This is a genomic window from Aquimarina acroporae (genome assembly GCF_023195925.1).
GTDB lineage: Bacteria > Bacteroidota > Bacteroidia > Flavobacteriales > Flavobacteriaceae > Aquimarina > Aquimarina acroporae.
On record NZ_JALPRE010000001.1, the window covers coordinates 123,016 to 142,760 of the forward strand.

At 35.2% G+C, this 19,745-nt stretch carries 19 protein-coding genes; 16 read left to right on the forward strand and 3 right to left on the reverse strand.

Features of this window, described 5'->3' with window-relative positions; all coding sequences use genetic code 11:
- Positions 1 to 7 precede the first annotated feature (7 nt).
- Together M0D21_RS00585 and M0D21_RS00590 are read right to left on the reverse strand one after the other, a co-directional pair.
- A complete protein-coding gene (locus M0D21_RS00585) occupies positions 8 to 838 on the reverse strand; it encodes a gasdermin (protein ID WP_248325514.1) in 831 nt (276 codons plus the stop codon).
- Positions 835 to 3,711 (reverse strand): caspase family protein, encoded by a 2,877-nt coding sequence (locus tag M0D21_RS00590; protein ID WP_248325516.1) that lies wholly within the window; start codon positions 3,709 to 3,711, stop codon positions 835 to 837. Before M0D21_RS00590 ends, M0D21_RS00585 begins: the two co-directional genes overlap by 4 nt.
- A gap of 422 nt (positions 3,712 to 4,133) precedes the next feature.
- On the opposite strand from M0D21_RS00590, the gene M0D21_RS00595 reads away from it, so the two are divergent.
- The 16 genes from M0D21_RS00595 (at position 4,134) to tnpA (ending at position 19,037) form a co-directional block, all read left to right on the forward strand.
- Entirely contained in the window at positions 4,134 to 4,952 is an 819-nt protein-coding gene (locus M0D21_RS00595; RefSeq protein ID WP_248325517.1) for a M48 family metallopeptidase, read from the forward strand.
- Positions 4,953 to 5,052: 100 nt separating this feature from the next.
- Complete coding sequence (locus M0D21_RS00600; protein ID WP_248325518.1) at positions 5,053 to 6,372, forward strand: MFS transporter; 1,320 nt, start codon at positions 5,053 to 5,055, stop codon at positions 6,370 to 6,372.
- Between the two features lie 177 nt (positions 6,373 to 6,549).
- Positions 6,550 to 7,029, forward strand: a complete 480-nt coding sequence (locus tag M0D21_RS00605) for a lipocalin family protein (RefSeq protein WP_248325519.1) — start codon at positions 6,550 to 6,552, stop codon at positions 7,027 to 7,029.
- A 16-nt stretch (positions 7,030 to 7,045) separates the two neighbouring features.
- The gene (locus tag M0D21_RS00610) at positions 7,046 to 7,738 is read left to right on the forward strand and encodes an OmpA family protein (protein ID WP_248327246.1); all 693 of its coding nucleotides are present in this window, start codon (positions 7,046 to 7,048) and stop codon (positions 7,736 to 7,738) included.
- Between the two features lie 77 nt (positions 7,739 to 7,815).
- Positions 7,816 to 8,940 carry an NAD(P)/FAD-dependent oxidoreductase gene (locus M0D21_RS00615; RefSeq protein ID WP_248325520.1) on the forward strand — a complete coding sequence of 375 codons (1,125 nt, stop codon included), beginning with the start codon at positions 7,816 to 7,818 and terminating at the stop codon, positions 8,938 to 8,940.
- Positions 8,934 to 9,653 carry a methyltransferase domain-containing protein gene (locus M0D21_RS00620; protein WP_248325521.1) on the forward strand — a complete coding sequence of 240 codons (720 nt, stop codon included), beginning with the start codon at positions 8,934 to 8,936 and terminating at the stop codon, positions 9,651 to 9,653. The genes M0D21_RS00615 and M0D21_RS00620 overlap by 7 nt, the downstream gene beginning before the upstream one ends.
- 13 nt (positions 9,654 to 9,666) lie before the next feature.
- Positions 9,667 to 10,719: a type III polyketide synthase gene (locus tag M0D21_RS00625; RefSeq protein WP_248325522.1), complete on the forward strand. Its 1,053-nt coding sequence runs from the start codon at positions 9,667 to 9,669 to the stop codon at positions 10,717 to 10,719.
- A gap of 12 nt (positions 10,720 to 10,731) precedes the next feature.
- Positions 10,732 to 11,523 carry an SDR family oxidoreductase gene (locus M0D21_RS00630; RefSeq protein WP_248325523.1) on the forward strand — a complete coding sequence of 264 codons (792 nt, stop codon included), beginning with the start codon at positions 10,732 to 10,734 and terminating at the stop codon, positions 11,521 to 11,523.
- Positions 11,524 to 11,641: 118 nt separating this feature from the next.
- Entirely contained in the window at positions 11,642 to 12,124 is a 483-nt protein-coding gene (locus M0D21_RS00635; protein ID WP_248325524.1) for a hypothetical protein, read from the forward strand.
- A gap of 12 nt (positions 12,125 to 12,136) precedes the next feature.
- Entirely contained in the window at positions 12,137 to 12,574 is a 438-nt protein-coding gene (locus M0D21_RS00640; protein ID WP_248325525.1) for a 3-hydroxyacyl-ACP dehydratase FabZ family protein, read from the forward strand.
- A gap of 3 nt (positions 12,575 to 12,577) precedes the next feature.
- Entirely contained in the window at positions 12,578 to 13,474 is an 897-nt protein-coding gene (locus M0D21_RS00645) for an alpha/beta hydrolase fold domain-containing protein (protein ID WP_248325526.1), read from the forward strand.
- Positions 13,467 to 14,750 (forward strand): beta-ketoacyl-[acyl-carrier-protein] synthase family protein, encoded by a 1,284-nt coding sequence (locus tag M0D21_RS00650; protein WP_248325527.1) that lies wholly within the window; start codon positions 13,467 to 13,469, stop codon positions 14,748 to 14,750. The genes M0D21_RS00645 and M0D21_RS00650 overlap by 8 nt, the downstream gene beginning before the upstream one ends.
- Before the next feature lie 7 nt (positions 14,751 to 14,757).
- Positions 14,758 to 15,012 carry an acyl carrier protein gene (locus M0D21_RS00655; protein ID WP_248325528.1) on the forward strand — a complete coding sequence of 85 codons (255 nt, stop codon included), beginning with the start codon at positions 14,758 to 14,760 and terminating at the stop codon, positions 15,010 to 15,012.
- Positions 15,009 to 15,545, forward strand: a complete 537-nt coding sequence (locus M0D21_RS00660; RefSeq protein WP_248325529.1) for a 4'-phosphopantetheinyl transferase family protein — start codon at positions 15,009 to 15,011, stop codon at positions 15,543 to 15,545. Before M0D21_RS00655 ends, M0D21_RS00660 begins: the two co-directional genes overlap by 4 nt.
- Before the next feature lie 70 nt (positions 15,546 to 15,615).
- Positions 15,616 to 18,465, forward strand: coding sequence for a M16 family metallopeptidase (locus M0D21_RS00665; RefSeq protein ID WP_248325531.1), 2,850 nt, complete (start codon positions 15,616 to 15,618; stop codon positions 18,463 to 18,465).
- 116 nt (positions 18,466 to 18,581) lie between these two features.
- Positions 18,582 to 19,037, forward strand: a complete 456-nt coding sequence (tnpA, locus tag M0D21_RS00670; protein WP_449500934.1) for an IS200/IS605 family transposase — start codon at positions 18,582 to 18,584, stop codon at positions 19,035 to 19,037.
- Positions 19,038 to 19,069: 32 nt separating this feature from the next.
- On the opposite strand, the gene M0D21_RS00675 is transcribed toward tnpA, so the two are convergent.
- Complete coding sequence (locus M0D21_RS00675) at positions 19,070 to 19,654, reverse strand: YceI family protein (RefSeq protein WP_248325533.1); 585 nt, start codon at positions 19,652 to 19,654, stop codon at positions 19,070 to 19,072.
- Positions 19,655 to 19,745: the final 91 nt, after the last annotated feature.

The window sequence follows — 19,745 nt, forward strand, 5'->3', positions numbered from 1 at the left end:
AGTCATTCTAAAATTCAATTAATAAAGGATTTGCCTGATTTTCATCCAATAATAGTTTTGGAATTGTTACAACTGGCAAAGTATCGACAGGTCCAGCCGCGGCAGCTCTTATATTATCTAACCATTCACCTCTTGAAAACTTACCGGTTATAGAATCAATGGTAATTTCTACACATGTAAATGCATAAGTTAGAGCAGTATCCCCAGTAAATTTCACCTCGTTTTCTGAGACTTTTTCTATAGATAATTTGGTGTCTATATTGGAAAGGTATTCCTGTATAAGTGGGATGTTAATCTCTGCTCCAGTCGTATTATCTTTATAAGTTGCTAATGAGAAATCTGTGCTAGTAAGCACATCTGTGATTAATGCCAGTTTTACATTTTTTTTGTGTATGATGTCTTCTATAAACATGTTGTCTGGATCCCCTTTTATATCATTAGAAACTAAAATATGACCTAGTTCTAGTGGGTCTATGTATTTACGTATTACATTTCCGAAAGAAAAAGACATTTTCGAAGAACCTTTTACTGAAGCTCCAATAACCGCGGGGTCAAGACCAAGAGCTTTGATGAAGTTCCCCAAAATATCAAATCCTATCTTGAAGTCTATTTTTTTTGTTTTTACATTAGACACTTCTGCGACAGGTGAAGTATGAATGGTAATTACATGCTTAAAACCATCTTTAACCAAAAACTTAAATTCTCCCAAGTATTTTGGTTTATGATCATTTATTTCCAGCATGCACATAGGCTGAATTCTCGCTTCGGGTATCTTAAGAGGGTTCGCATCAAACAAATCTCTTATCTCATCGGTAATCTTGTTTTTACAAATTCTCATGTTGTATATTCTAATTGATTAATAGCATTTAAAAATTTAGTTCCAATTTTGGCAAACCCCTCATCATTAGGATGAATCTCATCATACCATTCGTTATTGTTTACCAAAGTTCTCATATCCAAATATGTAGTGTTTTTATGTTGAGAGGCTACAGACTGAAGAAGTTCATTGAAATTATTTATTAAAAGTCGAATTACATTGGTTCTATCTTCTATAGCTGTAATTCCTTTTTCAATTAAATACCTATTAACCCAACCGTTTTTTATGAGTTTTTCATTGATATCTGCTCTTACATAGTCATAACCATGAATAAACACTTGTTTTACCCATGTGAATTCATGTATTCGATTAAAGAAGTAATTGTAGGTACCACGAATTTCATCCATTTTCTTATCATAGGTATCGTTAAGGTATTCAGCTGGAGCAAGTCCAGAAGGCAAATCGCTTTTAAGAATATCAACGATAGCAGGGCCTATAATATCATTACCGCCGCCACTTATTAGTACGTACTTTGGTTTTTCTTTTTGAATTTCTTTAATAAGTTGACCACTTTTTCTATAATTCTGTATTTCATCTCCAGCTGCCGCAATACTCCGCAATGGATAATGTTCCATTACATAATCCAAAGTGTCTTTTACTAAGAATGGAAACATAAACCAAGAATCTCCTTCTGCAACGACAACAGGTAATTCGGGAAATAATTTCTTCGCTTTTTTAAACCTTCGGTACCTTCGTTTATCTTCTAAATGGTTTCCAATTCTGATTTTGAGATTGTCAATGCCTTTTTCGCTTTCCGTAGTAATCAATAATTCATTTTTTATTTGTGTATTGGTGATGAATCCGGTTTCAGTTGGAATCATATATAAAGCTCTCATAAAAGGAGCAAGAATGTCATGATTAACATACCAATTCCAGTTTTGCTTTAATTTTGGAGTTATTTGATTAACATTAGGATTATGCAAATGTAAAGTGCTGGTATAGATATCCCATTTTCCTTCTTCAGGTAATAAATCTGATAAAGCAGTATGCCCCATCATATTCCCTAAGTGAGAAATAGGAGGGGTTAATGCAGATTGATTCATATCGGGTAACGACGAGGTAATATCATCCTGCATTGTAACTATAAATTTGTAATATACCCAATCATATTTCCAGTTGTAAATTTCTTTGTAACTGTCAAAAGACCAACCAGAATAGGGTAGTGTTTGATGTTCATAAAACAACACTTCATGTCCCGGTTGTAGTTCTTTAGTGCTATGATCAAAAGGAGCAGAAGATATGCTTATATCAGAGCTTAATAAGAGAACAGAGACAAACAACTTTTGTTGTGAGGTATTTGTGACTTTGCATTGATATTTCTGAAAATGCTCTCCATTCTTTGTTAGTTGATTTGGTAAAACGGAAAGATCATGCTGTAGACTGGTAATGTCTTTCCATTTGCCTTTGTCATCGATTCGTATTTCGACTTTTATAGGTGTTTGATGGAATGGGTTATCAGGGTTTTCTAACGTATGATAATGGTTCCATTTGATTAGCTTTTGAAGCTGATAGTTCAATCGTTTTGTAATATCTTCATCTGTATTGTCTATAAGGTCAATTTGAGTAGCTATAGGCTGATAAACAGCGTTTGGTAAACTGAGATAGAGTGTTTGATTAAAAATAACAATGAAGAATGATGCGGTTTGAGAGTCTACCAGTTGTATTGCAGAATTTTTATAGAGTACATCATTAATTTGTTTTTCGATAACCAGATCGTTATCCAAATTATAAATATATAGGTCTAAAATTGAATGGGTGTTCTCAGAAATAACAGGGTATGCCTTTTTAAAATTAAGTGAAACGCCCATTTCAAAAGGGTCTTGAATCAATGAATCCTCAAGATTCACTTTTGTAACCTTCGCTATGAATTCGGTGCTATCACTTTCTGAGGGTATCTGTACTTTGGTCCCAATTTTTACACCATGTATTAGACCTTTGTTATAATACCATCCCTTTTTAGTATTATACATGATTTGTCCTCTTTCCTGTAGCATTTCAGCCCCATAAAGACTTAACCATCCATCGTAGTGGCTTAATTTACCGTTTCCTTGCAATGAGAGGGTAGGCGTTTGTTTTTTCTGAGTTATATTTTTAAGACTAATTCTACTTGATTTTACTATGTCGAGATAACTAATACGATTTGATGTAGAAGACAAAAGTTGTAACAAATAACGTGTAAAAACACCTCCTTTAGCATCTTCCCATGAAGACTCTGAAGCTAAACAGGCTGCGATGTGTATAGAGTTTTTAAACGGGATTATTGCTGCAAGCTTAGAACTCACAATTTTTTCTTCTTCAATTTCTTTAGAAAAAATAAACTTCTCGTAATCACGGGCAGGGAAAACTTCTGTTATTCTTTTGGCTCTTGCATGGTTATTGGTTTCAGTAGAAATATTTCTAACGATATCTCCAGAATGACAGCAGTCGAATACAGTTATTAAATGCGGATCATGTTTTAACTTTGAAAAAATGTATCGTAACTCTTTATCAGCAAGTAAAAAGTCTGAAGATTTTTTGTCATAGCATACCATACATTCTATAGTATTGCTGTGTGCATCAGAAAATCTGTTTTTAGCATGTTCTACGGCACCATGACCACTATAATAGAGTAAAGTGACATCATTATTAGTTGCTTGTTGAAATGTATTTTGAATGGTTGTAATAATGTTCTCTTTGGTGGCATTTTCATCGATGAGTTTTGTAAGCTCTATTTTGTCAAAATGATTACCTAATGACAATAGATAGTTCTCAAACTTAGTAACGTCATTCACACACTGTTGAAGCGGACTAAGTTCGTATGCATTAATACCAATCAGTACAGCAAAAAGTTTCATATTTAGTGAGTATTGGTTGTGTTAATAACAGTTTCCAAAAACTAATTAATCATGAATACGATATGTTCTATTTGAATGAGAAATCAGGGGTATATAAATATAACTTTTTCTTTTATCAATTACAAGATCAAAAACCCATGATAATGAATTGATTTAGTGGTTATTAGTTGAGTTAAAATTACATATATTTTTTCCTTTAAGAAACAGAATTAACCCCTAAAAAATCAGGGTAAACACCCCTTTTCTTAGAATGGTTTTGTAATATACCTGGAAGGAATATTTATGAAACAGTAATAATTAGGCAGATGATCGATAAATTGGTGAGTTTATCGATAAAACAATATCAGTTTACATGAGTATTTATTTTAACTCCTATCATTTTTTAGTATTTTTATCGTACCAAATTATTTAGTTATTTAATTATGAAAATTAGACGATTTTTAGTCTGGGGGGCAGCGTTCCTCTTTATATCATGTGCTACAAACCCTTTTACTGGTAAGCAAACCCTTGCTTTGGTGCCAAATTCTCAAATATTGCCAATGGCATTTCAGCAATACAATCAGTTTCTTGGAGAAAACAAAGTGGTGAAAGGTACTTCTGATGCTGAAATGATTAAGAGAGTGGGACAAAAAATAGCAAAAGCCTCAGAACGTTGGTTAAATGCTAACGGTCATGCCGGATATTTAAAAGACTACCAATGGGAATATAACCTGGTTCAAGACGAAACAGTTAATGCTTGGTGTATGCCAGGTGGTAAAATTGTTTTTTACACAGGGATTCTTCCAATTGCGCAAAGTGAAACTGGTATTGCAGCCGTAATGGGTCATGAGGTAGCACATGCGCTGGCAAATCATGGGCAGCAACGTATGAGTGCCGCGCAAATACAACAAGTGGCAGGAGCCGCAACTGCAGTAGCAGTGAGCGGAAAAGACCAGAAGACTCAGCAAATTGTGGGAACTGCTTTTGGGCTGGGAAGCCAGTTTGGGGTCATGTTACCTTTTAGCAGAAGTCATGAAACAGAAGCCGATCGAATCGGACTACAACTAATGGCTATAGCGGGATACAATCCTGACGAAGCAGCAAACTTATGGAGACGTATGAAAGCAAATAGTGGAGGACAGGCTCCTCCAGAGTTCATGAGTACGCATCCTTCTAGTGATACCCGAATTGCAAATCTTACTGCATGGGCACCAGCAGCGAAAGCAGAGGCTAAGAAATTTGGGGTAACAACCTTTAAATAATTGTAAATTCGGTAGACTTAAAAAGATAATACCTATTTTAGGAGCTGTATTGAGTATTTCAATACAGCTTTTTTTATATAATAAACCTATTCCAACGCATATGCAACCACTACCTAAGGGGCATAAAAAATTACTAAATGCCTGGGCTTTTTATGATTGGGCCAATTCCGTATATAACCTAACGATATCTTCTGCAATATTTCCTATATTTTGGGGAGCACTTACTATAGTTAGAGATGATCAGGATAATATCATAAGTGATACGGTCCAATTTATGGGCATAGAATTTAATAACGATTCATTAATAAGCTATGTAACCGCATTAGCATTCTTGGTAGTATCTATTATTAGTCCTTTACTTTCGGGTATTGCAGATTATGTTGGGAACAAGAAGAATTTCCTAAAGTTCTTTTGTTACTTAGGAGCACTATCATGTATTGGGTTATATTGGTTTTCACTTGAACAATTATGGTTTGGTTTATTGTGTTATTTCCTGGCTTTAATTGGTTTTTGGGCAAGTTTGGTATTCTATAACTCTTATCTGCCAGATATCGCATTCCCAGAGCAACAAGATGCGATAAGCGCCAAAGGGTATTCTTTAGGATATATAGGTAGTGTTATTCTTTTGATTATCAATCTTGTGATGATCATGAAATTTGAATGGTTTGGCTTTGAAGGAGCAGGAGTACCTACTAGATTGTCTTTCGTCATGGTAGGAGTATGGTGGATCGTTTTTAGCCAGTACACGTATTATTATTTGCCCAAAGGGAATAAAAAGGAGGAACTTACCAAATCGGTATTATTTAATGGTTTCAAGGAGTTAAAAATGATTTGGAAAGCGTTGAAGAATAATCTACGATTACGTCGTTATCTTAGCGCATTCTTTGTTTATAGCATGGCGGTACAAACTATTATGCTTATTGCCACATATTTTGGTATAGAAGAATTAGATTGGGGAGAACAAGATGCCACTACAGGACTTATTATAAGCATTCTGCTTATACAGTTGGTTGCGGTTTTAGGAGCTTATCTTACTTCAAAAGCATCTTCAAAATTTGGAAATATAAAAACATTGATAGTAATCAACTTTGTTTGGATAGCACTTTGTATTTATGCTTATACCATTACAACACCGGTACAATTTTATGTGGCTGCTGCTATCGTTGGGATGGTTATGGGGGGTATACAGGCACTATCCAGATCTACCTATTCTAAGTTCTTACCAGAAGATGCTGTCGATACTGCTTCATATTTCAGTTTTTATGACGTTTCAGAAAAAATAGGAATTGTAATCGGAATGTTTTCGTATGGTTTAATAGCACAATTAACCGGAAGTATCAGATATTCAATACTGTTCTTAATATTGTTTTTTGTAGTCGGGCTTTTACTGTTATTTCGAGTGCCAAGAACAGAATCTTAAAGAAATATTAAGTATTTTTAATTAGGATAATGGTGTAGTACTTTTATCCTGTTTTTTGACGTTTCATCTAAATTTCAATATAAATTCTTTATGCTTTAAGGATTCTAATTTTGAAATATAATAATATTGGAAACGTTATCGTTTATACCTACTTTTATATTAATAAAATCTAACACAATGAAAAAACTTATCTTATTACTAGGGGTTGTACTACTTGCCTCATGCAACACTACGCAACAAACAGTTATTGCTGCAAAAAAGACGCTAAAGGGTGAATGGTCTCTTGATAAGATCTCTTATGACCGAGATGGTATTTTTGAAGTAAACCTTTATAACGATGCTTCGGCAGAATGTTTTACGGGTAGTACCTGGAAATTTATTCCAAATAACAATACCGGAATGTATGATGTAAACCAAAGTAGTTGTACATCTACTGGAGCGAGAAATTTTAGATTTACCATTCCAAAACCAGAAGCAGATGGGGTTTACTATTTCTTATTTAAACCAATTAACGCAAAAAAGAAAAGTACAAATAATAATGCCGGGTATAGAATGGCATTACAACATTTGGATGATACCACAATGACATGGGCAATGACGGTAAGCCTAGAAGGGAAACCTTTTGTGATTACCATGAACTTTAATAAACTTCAATAACTCAAATCTTTAAATGATGAATTCAATATTTAAAAAAATAGGGATAGTATTAACTGCAGCTGCGATTCTAACAAGTTGTGAAGCAGTGCAAAATGCTAACAATACTCAAAAAGGAGCCGTGATAGGTACTGCTGCAGGTGCTGTATTAGGTGGAATTATTGGTAATAACGTAAAAAAGAAAAATTCTGCGCTAGGAGCTGTAATCGGTGGTGTTGTTGGTGGTGTAGCTGGAGGAGTTATCGGAAAGCAAATGGATAAGCAAGCTCAGAAAATTGAATCTGAAATTCCTGGAGCCGAAGTAACCCGTGTTGGTGAAGGTATCGATGTAGTTTTCGATGAAAATAGTGGAGTGTATTTTGCGACCAACAAATATAACCTTAATGAGAAGTCTAAAGCGAACTTAAATAAATTAGCAGGAATCTTTAAGGAGTACCCAGATACCAATATTATTGTTGAAGGGCATACTGATAGTACAGGTGACGATAAGTACAATATGACCTTATCAAAAAACAGAGCTGATGCGGTTACCAATTACTTAGTTTCTCAAGGAATTAGTAAAAGCCGTTTAACTACATATGCTCATGGAGAAACATTACCAAAATATGACAATTCTACTGCAGAAGGAAGAGCTAAAAACAGAAGAGTTGAGCTTGGAATTGTAGCAAATGAAAAAATGAAGAAAGACGCTCAAGAGCAGGTAAAGCAATAATTTTGAAATAAATTATAGATCACCCCGACTAAACAGTCGGGGTTTTTTTATGCTCAAAATTTATGTATCTTCATTTAATGAACAATCATTCTCACATTCTTGTCATAGGAGGCGGCTTAGCCGGTTTGTGTAGTGCAATTCATTTGGCTAAATCAGGAATTGAAGTTACTCTTATTGAGAAAGATACCTACCCAAGACATAAGGTGTGTGGAGAATATATTTCTAATGAAGTATTACCATATTTTGAGTATTTGGGTATTCAAATAGATCAGCTTCAAGCTGTAAATATCTCCAAACTTAATATTAGTACTCAAAAAGGAGATGTAATTCAGGCTTCTTTACCATTAGGAGGTTTTGGTATTAGTAGATATACGCTTGATTATCATTTGTGGCAAATGGCAGATAGGTTAGGGGTAAACTTAATCAATGATCAGGTCACATCAGTATCATACTCACAAGAAAAATTTGTAATCGGGACATCAAATACCCAAACGTTTATTTGTGATTATGTTATAGGAGCGCATGGAAAACGTTCTTCGATTGACAAAACACTACATAGAGCAGCTGATAAATCTCCATGGTTAGCCGTAAAAATGCATTATGAAGCTAAGTTTAATTCGCAAGAAGTAGCATTGCATAATTTTGAAGGAGGATATTGCGGATTATCAGTCGTAGAAAACAATTTGGTTAATGCTTGTTATTTGGTGCACTATGATAGTTTTAAGAGGTTTAGGAACCTTGAGTCATTTCAAAATGAAGTATTATTTGGCAACCCTCATTTAAAAGCTTTTTTTCAATCGGCAATACCCGCTTTTGATAAACCATTAACGATAAGTCAAGTGAACTTTCAGAAAAAGAAAGCGATAGATCAACATGTTTTTATGGTTGGAGATGCAGCAGGATTGATACATCCATTATGTGGTAATGGAATGGCTATGGCAATACAAAGCGCCCAAATACTAAGTCAATTATTAATCAAAAATTATAAGGGAAAGACAGGTTTTTCACGATCTGTTCTAGAGCAACAGTATGAAAAAGAATGGAAAAAAGCATTTGGGAAGCGATTATATGCAGGTAGAGTACTACAAAAAGTATTGTTGAATCATGATATGCAAAGAGCTTCATATCAATTGGCAAAGCTTATTCCGTCAATAGTTCCTAAGATTATTAAACAAACCCACGGAGAACTATTGGTATGTTAGTAGATTTAGCACAGAGAAGCAATGAGCAAGAGCTTATGGATGATCCCAATGTAGATGCTACGGCACTCAAAATCGCATTACTCGATATTTCTCGAGTCAACAGACTATTGGGAGGTAATGATATTACTATTAATGGGGTACTAGAGCTTATAAAAACAGAAGAAAAGCAAAAAGAGTATACTATTTTAGATTTAGGGTGTGGAGATGGTGAAATGTTACGAAAACTGGCTGTGCGATTTAAAAAGAATAAGATTCAAGCTAAGTTTGTAGGGATAGATCTGAACGAAAAATGCTTAGAACATGCTAGACAACTAAGTACTTCATTTCCAGAAATCACCTATTGTAATCAAAATATCTTGATGCTCGATGAAAATGAGTTTCATTGTGATATTATCATATCTACATTGACCTTACATCATTTAAAGGACAATGAAATTAAGGTATTACTTCAAAAAATGACAGGTCTTGCGGCAATGGGAGTAATCATTAATGACCTACAAAGAAGTACTATTGCTTATTATCTTTTCAAGGTGTTTAGTTTCTTTTTTATAAAGGGGCACATTGCCAAAAATGATGGCTTGGTTTCTATTAAAAGAGGGTTCGTTAAAAAAGAATTGGAACAATTTTCTAGAGAGCTTTCCATGAAAAACTATAATATTGATTGGAAATGGGCTTTTCGATATAAGTGGGTGCTCATAAATGAAAACAAATAAAAAAGAATAAAAATTGGGAGTAAAAATAACGACCATTACGAAGCAGTTACCTGAGTATGTAAGAGAAACAAAAGAGATTTTACCTTTTGTTTCTAATTGGCTTTCGGGTGAAGAAGATAGATTTAGACGTAAAATCTTAAAAATCTTTGAAAATGCTGCAGTTGATAAACGCTATGGTATCATGAGTATTGAAGATGTGTTTACAGCAACTTCTTTTGAAGAAAAAAATGATATCTATGTTCGAGAAGTCAAAAAACTAGGAACTGATGTATTACAAAAAGCGCTTAATAAAACAGATTGGGATCCTAAGAGTATCGATTATATCATAACCGTAAGCTGCACAGGAATAATGATTCCTTCGCTAGATGCGTATATTATTAATGATCTTGGGTTAAGACAAGACATAGTAAGACTTCCGGTTACAGAAATGGGTTGTGCTGCTGGGGTATCAGGAATTATATATGCCAGAAATTTTCTGGAAGCTAATCCAGGAAAACGAGCGGCTGTAATCGCTGTAGAATCTCCAACCGCAACATTTCAATTAGATGATTTAAGTATGACCAATATGGTAAGTGCTGCTATTTTTGGAGATGGCGCTGCTTGTGCGTTATTATCTTCAGAAGATGGGGCTAGTGGCCCTAGCATTATTGGTGATGAAATGTATCATTTTTATGATGCTACTCAAATGATGGGGTTTAAACTCTCCAATGGAGGTTTACAAATGATTTTGGATCCTGAAGTACCTGCAAAAATAGCAAATCATTTTCCAGAAATTATTCATCCTTTTTTGGCAAAACATCATACCAAAATACAAGATGTAGATCACCTTATTTTTCATCCGGGAGGTAAAAAGATTGTACAAACAGTAGAAGAACTTTTTGGTCATCTGGGGAAGAATATCGAAGATACTAAAGCGGTTTTAAAAGAGTACGGAAACATGAGTAGTGCTACTGTATTGTATGTTTTAGAACGATTTATGGATCAGAATCCTAATAAAGGCGAAAAAGGACTCATGTTAAGTTTTGGGCCAGGCTTTTCTGCACAACGAATTTTACTAGAATGGTAATTAGAAAACATTATGAGTAAAGATTTTGAAAATAAAAATCTCTGGGCGATACTACTTGGAGGAAGTACAGGATTAGGGTTGGCTACTGCCAAAAAACTGGCTGCACACGGGATGAATATTATTATTGTACACCGTAATCGAAAAAGTGAATTACCAGAAATAGAAAGTGATTTTGAGCAAATAAAAGGGTTAGGAGTAGAATTATTAACCTTTAATCAAGATCTTTTAAAGGCTGAAAAACGAACTCAAATTATTTCAGAAATAGCATCTGCCGTTGGTAAAGGAACTATCAAAGCCCTTATTCATAGCATAGCAAAAGGGAACTTAAAACCAATGACCGATGCAGATCATGTATTAAAAAATGATGATTTTCATTTAACCATAGATGCTATGGCTGTGAGTTTGTACGATTGGGTGAAGTCTTGTTTCGATGCAGGCCTTTTTGCTGCTGACACCCGTATTATTTCTTTTACCAGCGAAGGAAATACGAAGGCCTGGAAAAATTATGCAGCAGTTTCTGCAGCCAAAGTTACGTTAGAGGCAATTACTCGCGGTATAGCCTACGAATTTGCTAAATATGGTATTAGAGCTAATTGCTTACAGCCAGGAGCGGTTGATACACAGTCTCTTCGGAAAATACCTGGGCACGAAGAGATTATATCACACAGTATACAGCGCAACCCTTTTAACCGAATAACTATCCCTGAAGATGTAGCCAATGTAGTCTATTTACTATGTAAAGATGAAGCCTCATGGATTAATGGATGTATAATCCCTGTTAATGGAGGAGAGCATTTAAATTAATTATTTAACGAAACGCTATGATGAATACTTCAATAAATTTAATTATTTGCATAGTGAGAAAACCTGATATGAGAAGATTTTTGATAATTGATGTACAAATCAGCTAAAATGTAGGCAAATGAAAAATATACTTATATTTTGTATTCCCCTCATTTTATATAGTACTTCTTGTAAAGAAGATAATGATGGTACAGATGAAATGATCGATGTAGATACTACCGCTGAAGCTGATATTGTAAGTGTAAGCTTCTCTGGAGATGAGAATGCATATACCTTTAGTGTAGGAATTAAAAGCCCAGATAAGGGTTGTAACCAATATGCCGACTGGTGGGAAATAGTTGCTGAAGATGGCACATTGATATATCGCCGAATTTTGGCGCATAGCCATGTGAATGAACAACCATTTGTTAGATCTGGAGGTCCAGTTGCTATCAAAAAAGATCAGATTGTATATGTAAGAGCTCATATGAATACCAGTAAATATGGTTCCAAAGTGTTCAAAGGGAGTGTAGAAAATGGTTTTCAGGAAAGTACTTTAGATAAAGATTTTGCTATTGCCTTAGAAGAAACAGAACCGCTTCCTTCGGGTTGTGCATTTTAAAACAATTTTACCTTGATTAGACAAGATATCATACAAGAATTACCTTATAGCAGACCTTTTCTGTTTGTCGATGAAATATTAGCGATAGATGAAGATCATATTAAGGGTAGTTATAGATTCAAAAAGGACGAGTTTTTCTATGCGGGGCATTTTAAAGATAATCCAGTAACTCCGGGAGTTATTTTAACCGAATGCATGGCTCAAATAGGCATGGCTTGTTTTGGGATATACCTATTGGGAGATAATTGGAATAGAGATGAAATAGGGGTAGCCATGACGAGCGATGAGATGAATTACTATAAACCAGTATATCCTGGTGAAAAAGTATTCGTAACCTCAGAAAAAATATATTTCAGGTTTGGAAAACTAAAATGCAATGTGGCTATGTTTGATGAAGATAACAAGAAGATAGCCAAAGGAGTTATTGCAGGTGTATCATTTAAAAAATAAACAATGAGTATAGGATATCAATTGGTAAAACTTTTTTTGAAATTAACTGGAGAAAAAAAATCCTGGTCTCAGGATCCCATCGATTATAAAGCAAAAAGAAAAAAAGATATCCATAATCCTAAAAAGAGATTGTTATCTGGATTACCTTTTCAATCACAACCAATACATGGTGGTACCATTACCAAAATTGCTCCTAAAACCAATACCTCAGATGTTTTATTAATCTATTGTCATGGAGGTGCTTTTGTATATGGTCCAACCGAAGAAAACTGGAAGTTTCTAGTGAAACTGGTGAAGCAAACTGGTTCAAAAGCCTGGATGATGGATTATCCAAAGGCTCCGGAGTATCGAATAGACGCCATTGCAGAGAGTGTTTATCAAGTATATAGCGATGCATTAAAAGAATACGATGCCTCCAAAATCATACTTATAGGAGACTCTGCCGGAGGAAGTTTAATCATCACCCTATGTCAAAGACTAGTCAAAGAAAATAAACCATTACCCGGTAGGATAATACCAATTACACCCATTGTAGATGCAAGCGTTTCTAATCCAGATATACCCGCTGTAGATAAGATAGATCCAATCTTAAGTTTGAATGGAGTTCTTTCTGCTAATAAAATGTGTGTAAAAGAACTATCCTTAAAAGATCCTTTAATTTCGCCTTTGTATGGATCATTAGATAAGTTGCCTCCAACATATTTATTCACAGCTACAGATGATATTTTAACGCCAGATCAGCTTATTTTTATTGAAAAAATGAAGAATCATGGTAATCCTATTCATGTTATTGAAGGGAAGGGGTTACCGCACGTTTGGCCAATTTTACCAGTTATGAAGGAAGCAAAAGAAGGAACTAATAAAATAGTTACAATAGTAAATGAAGTGGTAAATGGCTAATAAAAGGAGAGTGGTAGTTACCGGTTTAGGGGTGGTTTCTTCAAATGGAACGAACGTTTCAGATTTTAAACAAGCGATAAAGAGTGGAAATAGCGGTATTCGCTATTCGGAAGAATTAAATAACCTAAAATTCTCATGTCAAATATCTGGAAAACCATTATATAATAAAGATTATTTAAATAATTACTTTAAGTCTAATCAGCTTCACAAACTTAACGCTTCTGGTTTAGAATATGGTGTAATTTCTGGTGTTGATGCGTGGAACGATGCTGGCTTATCTGTTAATGAATCAGATACTCCTAATTGGGATGCAGGTGTTATTTTTGGCACAGGAATCTTAGGAGTAGATAAATTTCGTGAAGCCATATACAAAGTCGACGAAGGTAACGTAAGACGATTAGGAAGTACAGTGGTTACTCAAACCATGGCTAGCGGAATCAGTGCCTATCTAGGAGGAATGTTGGGTTGTGGAAATGTGGTTACGACAAATTCGTCTGCCTGCAGTACAGGAACCGAAGCTATAATCATGGCATATAACCGCATTTCTAGTGGTAATGCGGAGATTATACTAGCCGGCAGCACCAATGATAGTGGTCCATATGTATGGGGAGGTTTCGATACCATGAGAATTTTACCATATCAATATAATCAAGATCCTACAAAAGCTTCTCGGCCTATGAGTGCTACCGCTTGTGGTTTTGTACCTGGGAGCGGAGCAGGAGCAGTAGTGGTAGAAAGCCTTGATAGTGCCCAAAAAAGAGGAGCAAAGATTTATGCAGAGATTCTTGGTGGGCATGTGAACAGTGGAGGACAACGCAATGGAGGTAGTATGACTGCACCAAACAATGAAGCTGTGCAACGATGTATTTCTAAAGCAGTAGATCATGCAGGGATTAATGTTTCAGACATCGATGCGATTAATGGGCATCTTACAGCTACAACAAAAGATAGTACAGAGATACATAACTGGTGCGAAGCCCTCAATAGAAGAGGAAAAGACTTTCCGTATATTAATTCATTAAAAAGTATGGTAGGGCACTGCCTGGCTGCCTCTGGAAGTATTGAAAGCGTTGCTACCATACTGCAATTAGACAATAATTTCATCTTCGGCAATGTAAATTGTGAAGATTTACATCCCGAAATCGCTGCGTTAATAGATCGGGAAAAAGTACCTACCAAAACCATAGCATATACCCCCAATATTATTGCCAAAGCTAGTTTTGGGTTTGGAGATGTCAATGCTTGTATTATCTTTAAAAAATATAAACCTAGTTAAATAGTATATGACAAAAGAAGAATTGCTTTCTAAGTTAAAAACGATCGTGACACCTTATGTTCAGAATACCGAAGGATTAAATGCGCTAAATGAAAATACCGATTTCATCAAGGATTTGGAGATCAACTCTGCCAACCTTGTCGATGTAGTACTCGATGTTGAAGATGAATTTGACATAGAGATTGATAACGAAGCTATGGAAAAAATGATCGATGTAAAATCGTCTATAGCGGTCATAGAAAGCAAATTAGCAGCAAAATGATAGGGAATGATATTGTAGACCTGAAACTTGCTCAAAAACAAAGTAATTGGCAGCGAAAGGGATGGTTGCAAAAAATATTCACGCTAAGGGAGCAGGAACAAATACAACTGGCAAAACAACCAGAATTAGAAGTTTGGAAACTATGGAGTAGGAAAGAAGCGGCTTACAAAGTACACCAACGCCGATTTAATCTTCAACCAAAATATAACCCCAAGAGTTTAGAATGTGTCGATCATCTAGTACAAATAGATGACTCAGTATATAATTGCGAAACACAACTTACAGATGATTGGGTGTACTCTATAGCTACTTCGTCATCAAAAAATCCAATTTCTAAGGTTTTTGACCATAATCGAGTAAGAGATGAGCTAAAACTTTGGTTTTCTGATTTTTTATCCATTCCGGAATCCTCATGTTCAATAGTCAAAAATTTGAATAGAATACCTCTTCTTAGGACGGAAAATGGAAGTGAATTCTCTAATTTTTCAATTACCCATCATGGAGATTTCTCCGCTTTTAGTATTGATTTATGATAATTGAAAAATTGTTTTCATACATTTGATTTTAACCAGCATACAATCAATTAAATTAATTTTAATACACATGTCATTTTTAAAAAATTCTATAGCAGTCGTTGCTATTGGGAGTATGATATTGTCTTCCTGTTCCAAAAGCGAGCAAAATCAAACAAAACAGAGCTCAGAAAACACACCAGAATTTAAAATCGATTATGAAAAGTTTACTTTAGAGAATGGTCTGGAGGTAATTCTTCATGAAGATCATAGTGATCCTATTGTTGCCGTGGCTACTATGATGCACGTGGGGTCAAGTAGAGAAAAACCTGGCAAAACAGGGTTTGCCCACTTTTTCGAACATATGTCTTTTAACGATTCTGAAAACACTCCGGTAGGAGCAAATAGAAAACTTATTCCCGAATGGGGAGGTCAACGTAATGGTGGCACCTGGACCGACGGAACGGTATACTATGAAGTGGTTCCCAAAGATGCATTTGAAAAAATTCTATGGATAGATTCTGACCGCTTTGGGTATATGATTAATACAGTTACTGAAGCTGCTTTGGAAAGAGAAAAACAGGTAGTGAAAAATGAAAAACGACAACGAGTAGATAATGCTCCGTATGGGTATACCGATGAAATTATACGTAAAAACCTGTATCCAGAAGGACACCCTTATAGTTGGACGGTAATAGGTTCGCTTCCAGATTTACAATCTGCTACTCTTGATGATGTAAAAGAATTTTATGAAGCGTATTATGGAGCTAATAATGGATCACTGGTTATTGCAGGAGATATTGATATTGCTGAAACCAAAGAACTAGTAAAAAAATGGTTTGGAGAAATAAGAAAAGGACCCGAAGTACCTGCTCTTAACCCAATACCAGTAGTTCTGGAAAGTAGTAAGTCATTGCATTTTGAAGATAACTTTGCAAAACTTCCAGAATTGAGAATGGTTTTTCCAACCGTAGAGAGTTATCATGAAGATACCTATGCTTTAGATATTTTAGGACAATTACTAAGTGGGAGTAAAAAATCTCCCTTGTATAAAGTGTTGGTTGAAGAGAAGAAATTGGCACCTAGAGCAAGAAGTTTTCAGCGCTCTATGGAACTTACAGGGGAGTTTCAGTTCATTGTGAGAGCCAACGCCTCTAAAGATTTAGATAGTGTAAAATCTGCCATTGATGAGGGATTGGCTCGTTTTGAAAAAGATGGTTTTTCAGATAATGAGCTAAAACGAATAAAAGCTGAATTAGAAACTCAATTATATCAAGGATTTAGTACTGTATTGAGCAAAGCTTTTCAATTGGTGCAGGACAATGAATTTAATGGAGACCCAGGATACATTACCCAAGCCGCCAAATTAACCAATGCGGTTACTCGGGAAGATGTGATGAGAGTCTATAACAAGTATATAAAAGATAAGAATTTTGTGATGACCAGTGTGGTTCCTAAAACACAGCTAGATCTAGCTGTTTCTGGTTCTGAACTGGCTTCGGTCTGGATTGAAGAAGTAAAACAAAATGTGGCTAGTGAAGAAGTGAGCCAGGGAGAAGAGGCAGTATACGATAAGACACCATCAAAACATGATAGGAGCGAACCCGAATTTGGTGAACTACCATTAATCAAATCTCCTGAAGTTTGGACTAGCGAAGTGGCAAACGGAATAAAACTGTATGGTATAGAAAATAACGAACTTCCTTTGGTAAGTTTTGATATTACTATTCCTGGAGGACATCTTCTTGATCCGGTTGAAAAATCTGGAGTTTCAGACTTTATGACAAGCATGATGATGGAAGGTACAGCAAACAAAACTTCAGCAGAATTAGAAGAAGCAATCGGGTTGTTAGGAGCTACCATTAGAATATCCAGCGGATTAGAAGAAATACGCATCACAGGATCTTGCTTGGCGAAGAATTTCGAAAACACCTTGGCCTTGGTAGAAGAAATTATTCTGGAACCACGATGGGATGAAAAAGAATATACCAGACTAAAACAAGCACTACAAACCAGGCTCAAAGGAAGAGAAGCGAGCCCAAGAGCCATTGCTGCAATGAATTTTAATAAACTGATTTATGGAGATGATCATATTTTGGGATTACCAAGCTCTGGTACGTTAGAAACCGTAGAGCAGATATCTCTTGAGGATATTAAAAATCATTACGGTAAATTATCACCTAAGAATGCAAAATTTCATATCGCTGGTAATATTACCAAAGATAGAGTAGAAGGAGCCTTATCTTCTTTGGCTACCAAATGGAATACCGAAGCAACACCAATGCCTGTTCTAGATGTAGAAGCCAATAAAACTCCTGATCAATTATATTTCATAGACGTTCCAGGAGCAAAGCAATCGGTTATTTATATTGGTCAGTTGGCACTATCGGCCGCAGATCCAGAATTTAATAACTTAGACTACGCCAACGAAATTTTAGGAGGTGGATCAAGCGGTAGACTATTTCAAACCTTAAGAATTGAAAAAGGATACACTTATGGTGCATATTCTGGAATACGTAGTTCTAAAAATATTGCTCCTTTTTCTTTGGTAACCAGTGTAAGAGCGAATGCCACGTTGCAATCTCTTAAAATTATTGAGGAGATGATTAGCACATATAGTGAGAGTTTCGACGAAGAAGATGCAGAAACGACTAAAACCAAGCTATTAAAAGGAAGTACTCGTGATTATGAAGGACTTAATGATAAACTCAATATTTTAAGAGCCATGAGTAAGTATGATAAACCGGCTTCTTTTATTGAGGATGATCAAAAAGAATTGGTGGGAATGAGTGAAGTAGACTTCAAAGCTGTGTTGGATAAATATATCAAGGAAAATGAAATGATATATGTGGTGGTAGGAGATAAGGCCACGCAGTTCGAAGAGGTTAAAAAACTTAATAAAGTAATTACCGAACTAGATATTCATGGTAATAAAATCTAAGTCGTATAAAGCGATTATAAAAAAGGGTAGTACGTTTGTACTACCCTTTTTTTTATTCTAGGAGGGTTTAATACCCCGAGGCTTGCCTCGCACGAAAAAAAATAGTAATCTTGAGCGTGAGCTCAAGCACCGATATTCATAAAAGTCACAATGTTTCCTTGTTGTTATATCATTTGGTTTGCTCTACCAAATATCGTCGCTTTGTTTTAAGCCCAAAAGTTGATAGGATTTTAAAAAGGACTTGTTTAGATATTGAAGATAGATATGAGATTCATTTTCTTGAGATAGGTTCAGATAAGGATCATATACATTTTCTATTACAAAGTGTACCGAGTTATAGTCCAACTAAAATTGTTCGTACAATAAAAAGTATTACGGCAAGAGAAATATTTTCCCAAGCACCAGGAGTTAAACGTGCACTTTGGGGAGGGGCTTTTTGGGGTAGTGGATTTTATATTAATACAGTTGGGCGTCACGGTAATGAGAAAATCATTGCTCAATATGTAAAAAATCAAGGCAAGGAAAAAGAATATGAAGTATTACATAAAACAGATCAGTTAAATCTATTCTAATCTAATGCCTCGGGGCTTGCCCCGAGGATTATTTACTTCACCATCGGGAAATAAAACCTGATGTTTAATTTGTTCTTTTCTCGTTCTTCATGAATATTTACACCATAATCACTGGTGTGTATAGTCGTTTTACCCAACAACTTATGATCATCTAGAGTAAAAGTGATAATCACTTCTTTTTTTGTTCCTTTTATGGTGAGATCACCAATAACCTTATAGGTATTGGTCTCAAACGCCACTACCTGCTTGCTTTTAAAGCTTATCACCGGGTATTTTCTTTTGTGAAAGAACTTTTCCCACATCAAGTGGCCATCACGTAAAAAATTATCGGTATCGATGGTATTTACCTTTGCAGTTCCTTCAAAAGAAGCATTTTCTGTATCATTCGGATTAAAATTTATTTTAAAATCAAGGCCTTTTATAGTACCAGAGGTATTTTCTTCTACAAAATCAAAAGAGATACGCGCCTTTTCTTTATCAAAGTCTAATCCCTTAAAATCATTTATTAAGGTATAGTCTGAGTTCGGACTTGTATTTACATTAATGTTATTGGGAACCGCCTGACTGTAACCATAAACGGTCAAACAAAAAATCACTGTTTTTAAAACATTTTTCATAGCGACGATGCATTTTTATTTTTTCAAAATATAAAAAGAAACAACAATCATTCCAAGGGTTTTATAATTACCATGCTCTTAAAAAAAGGTT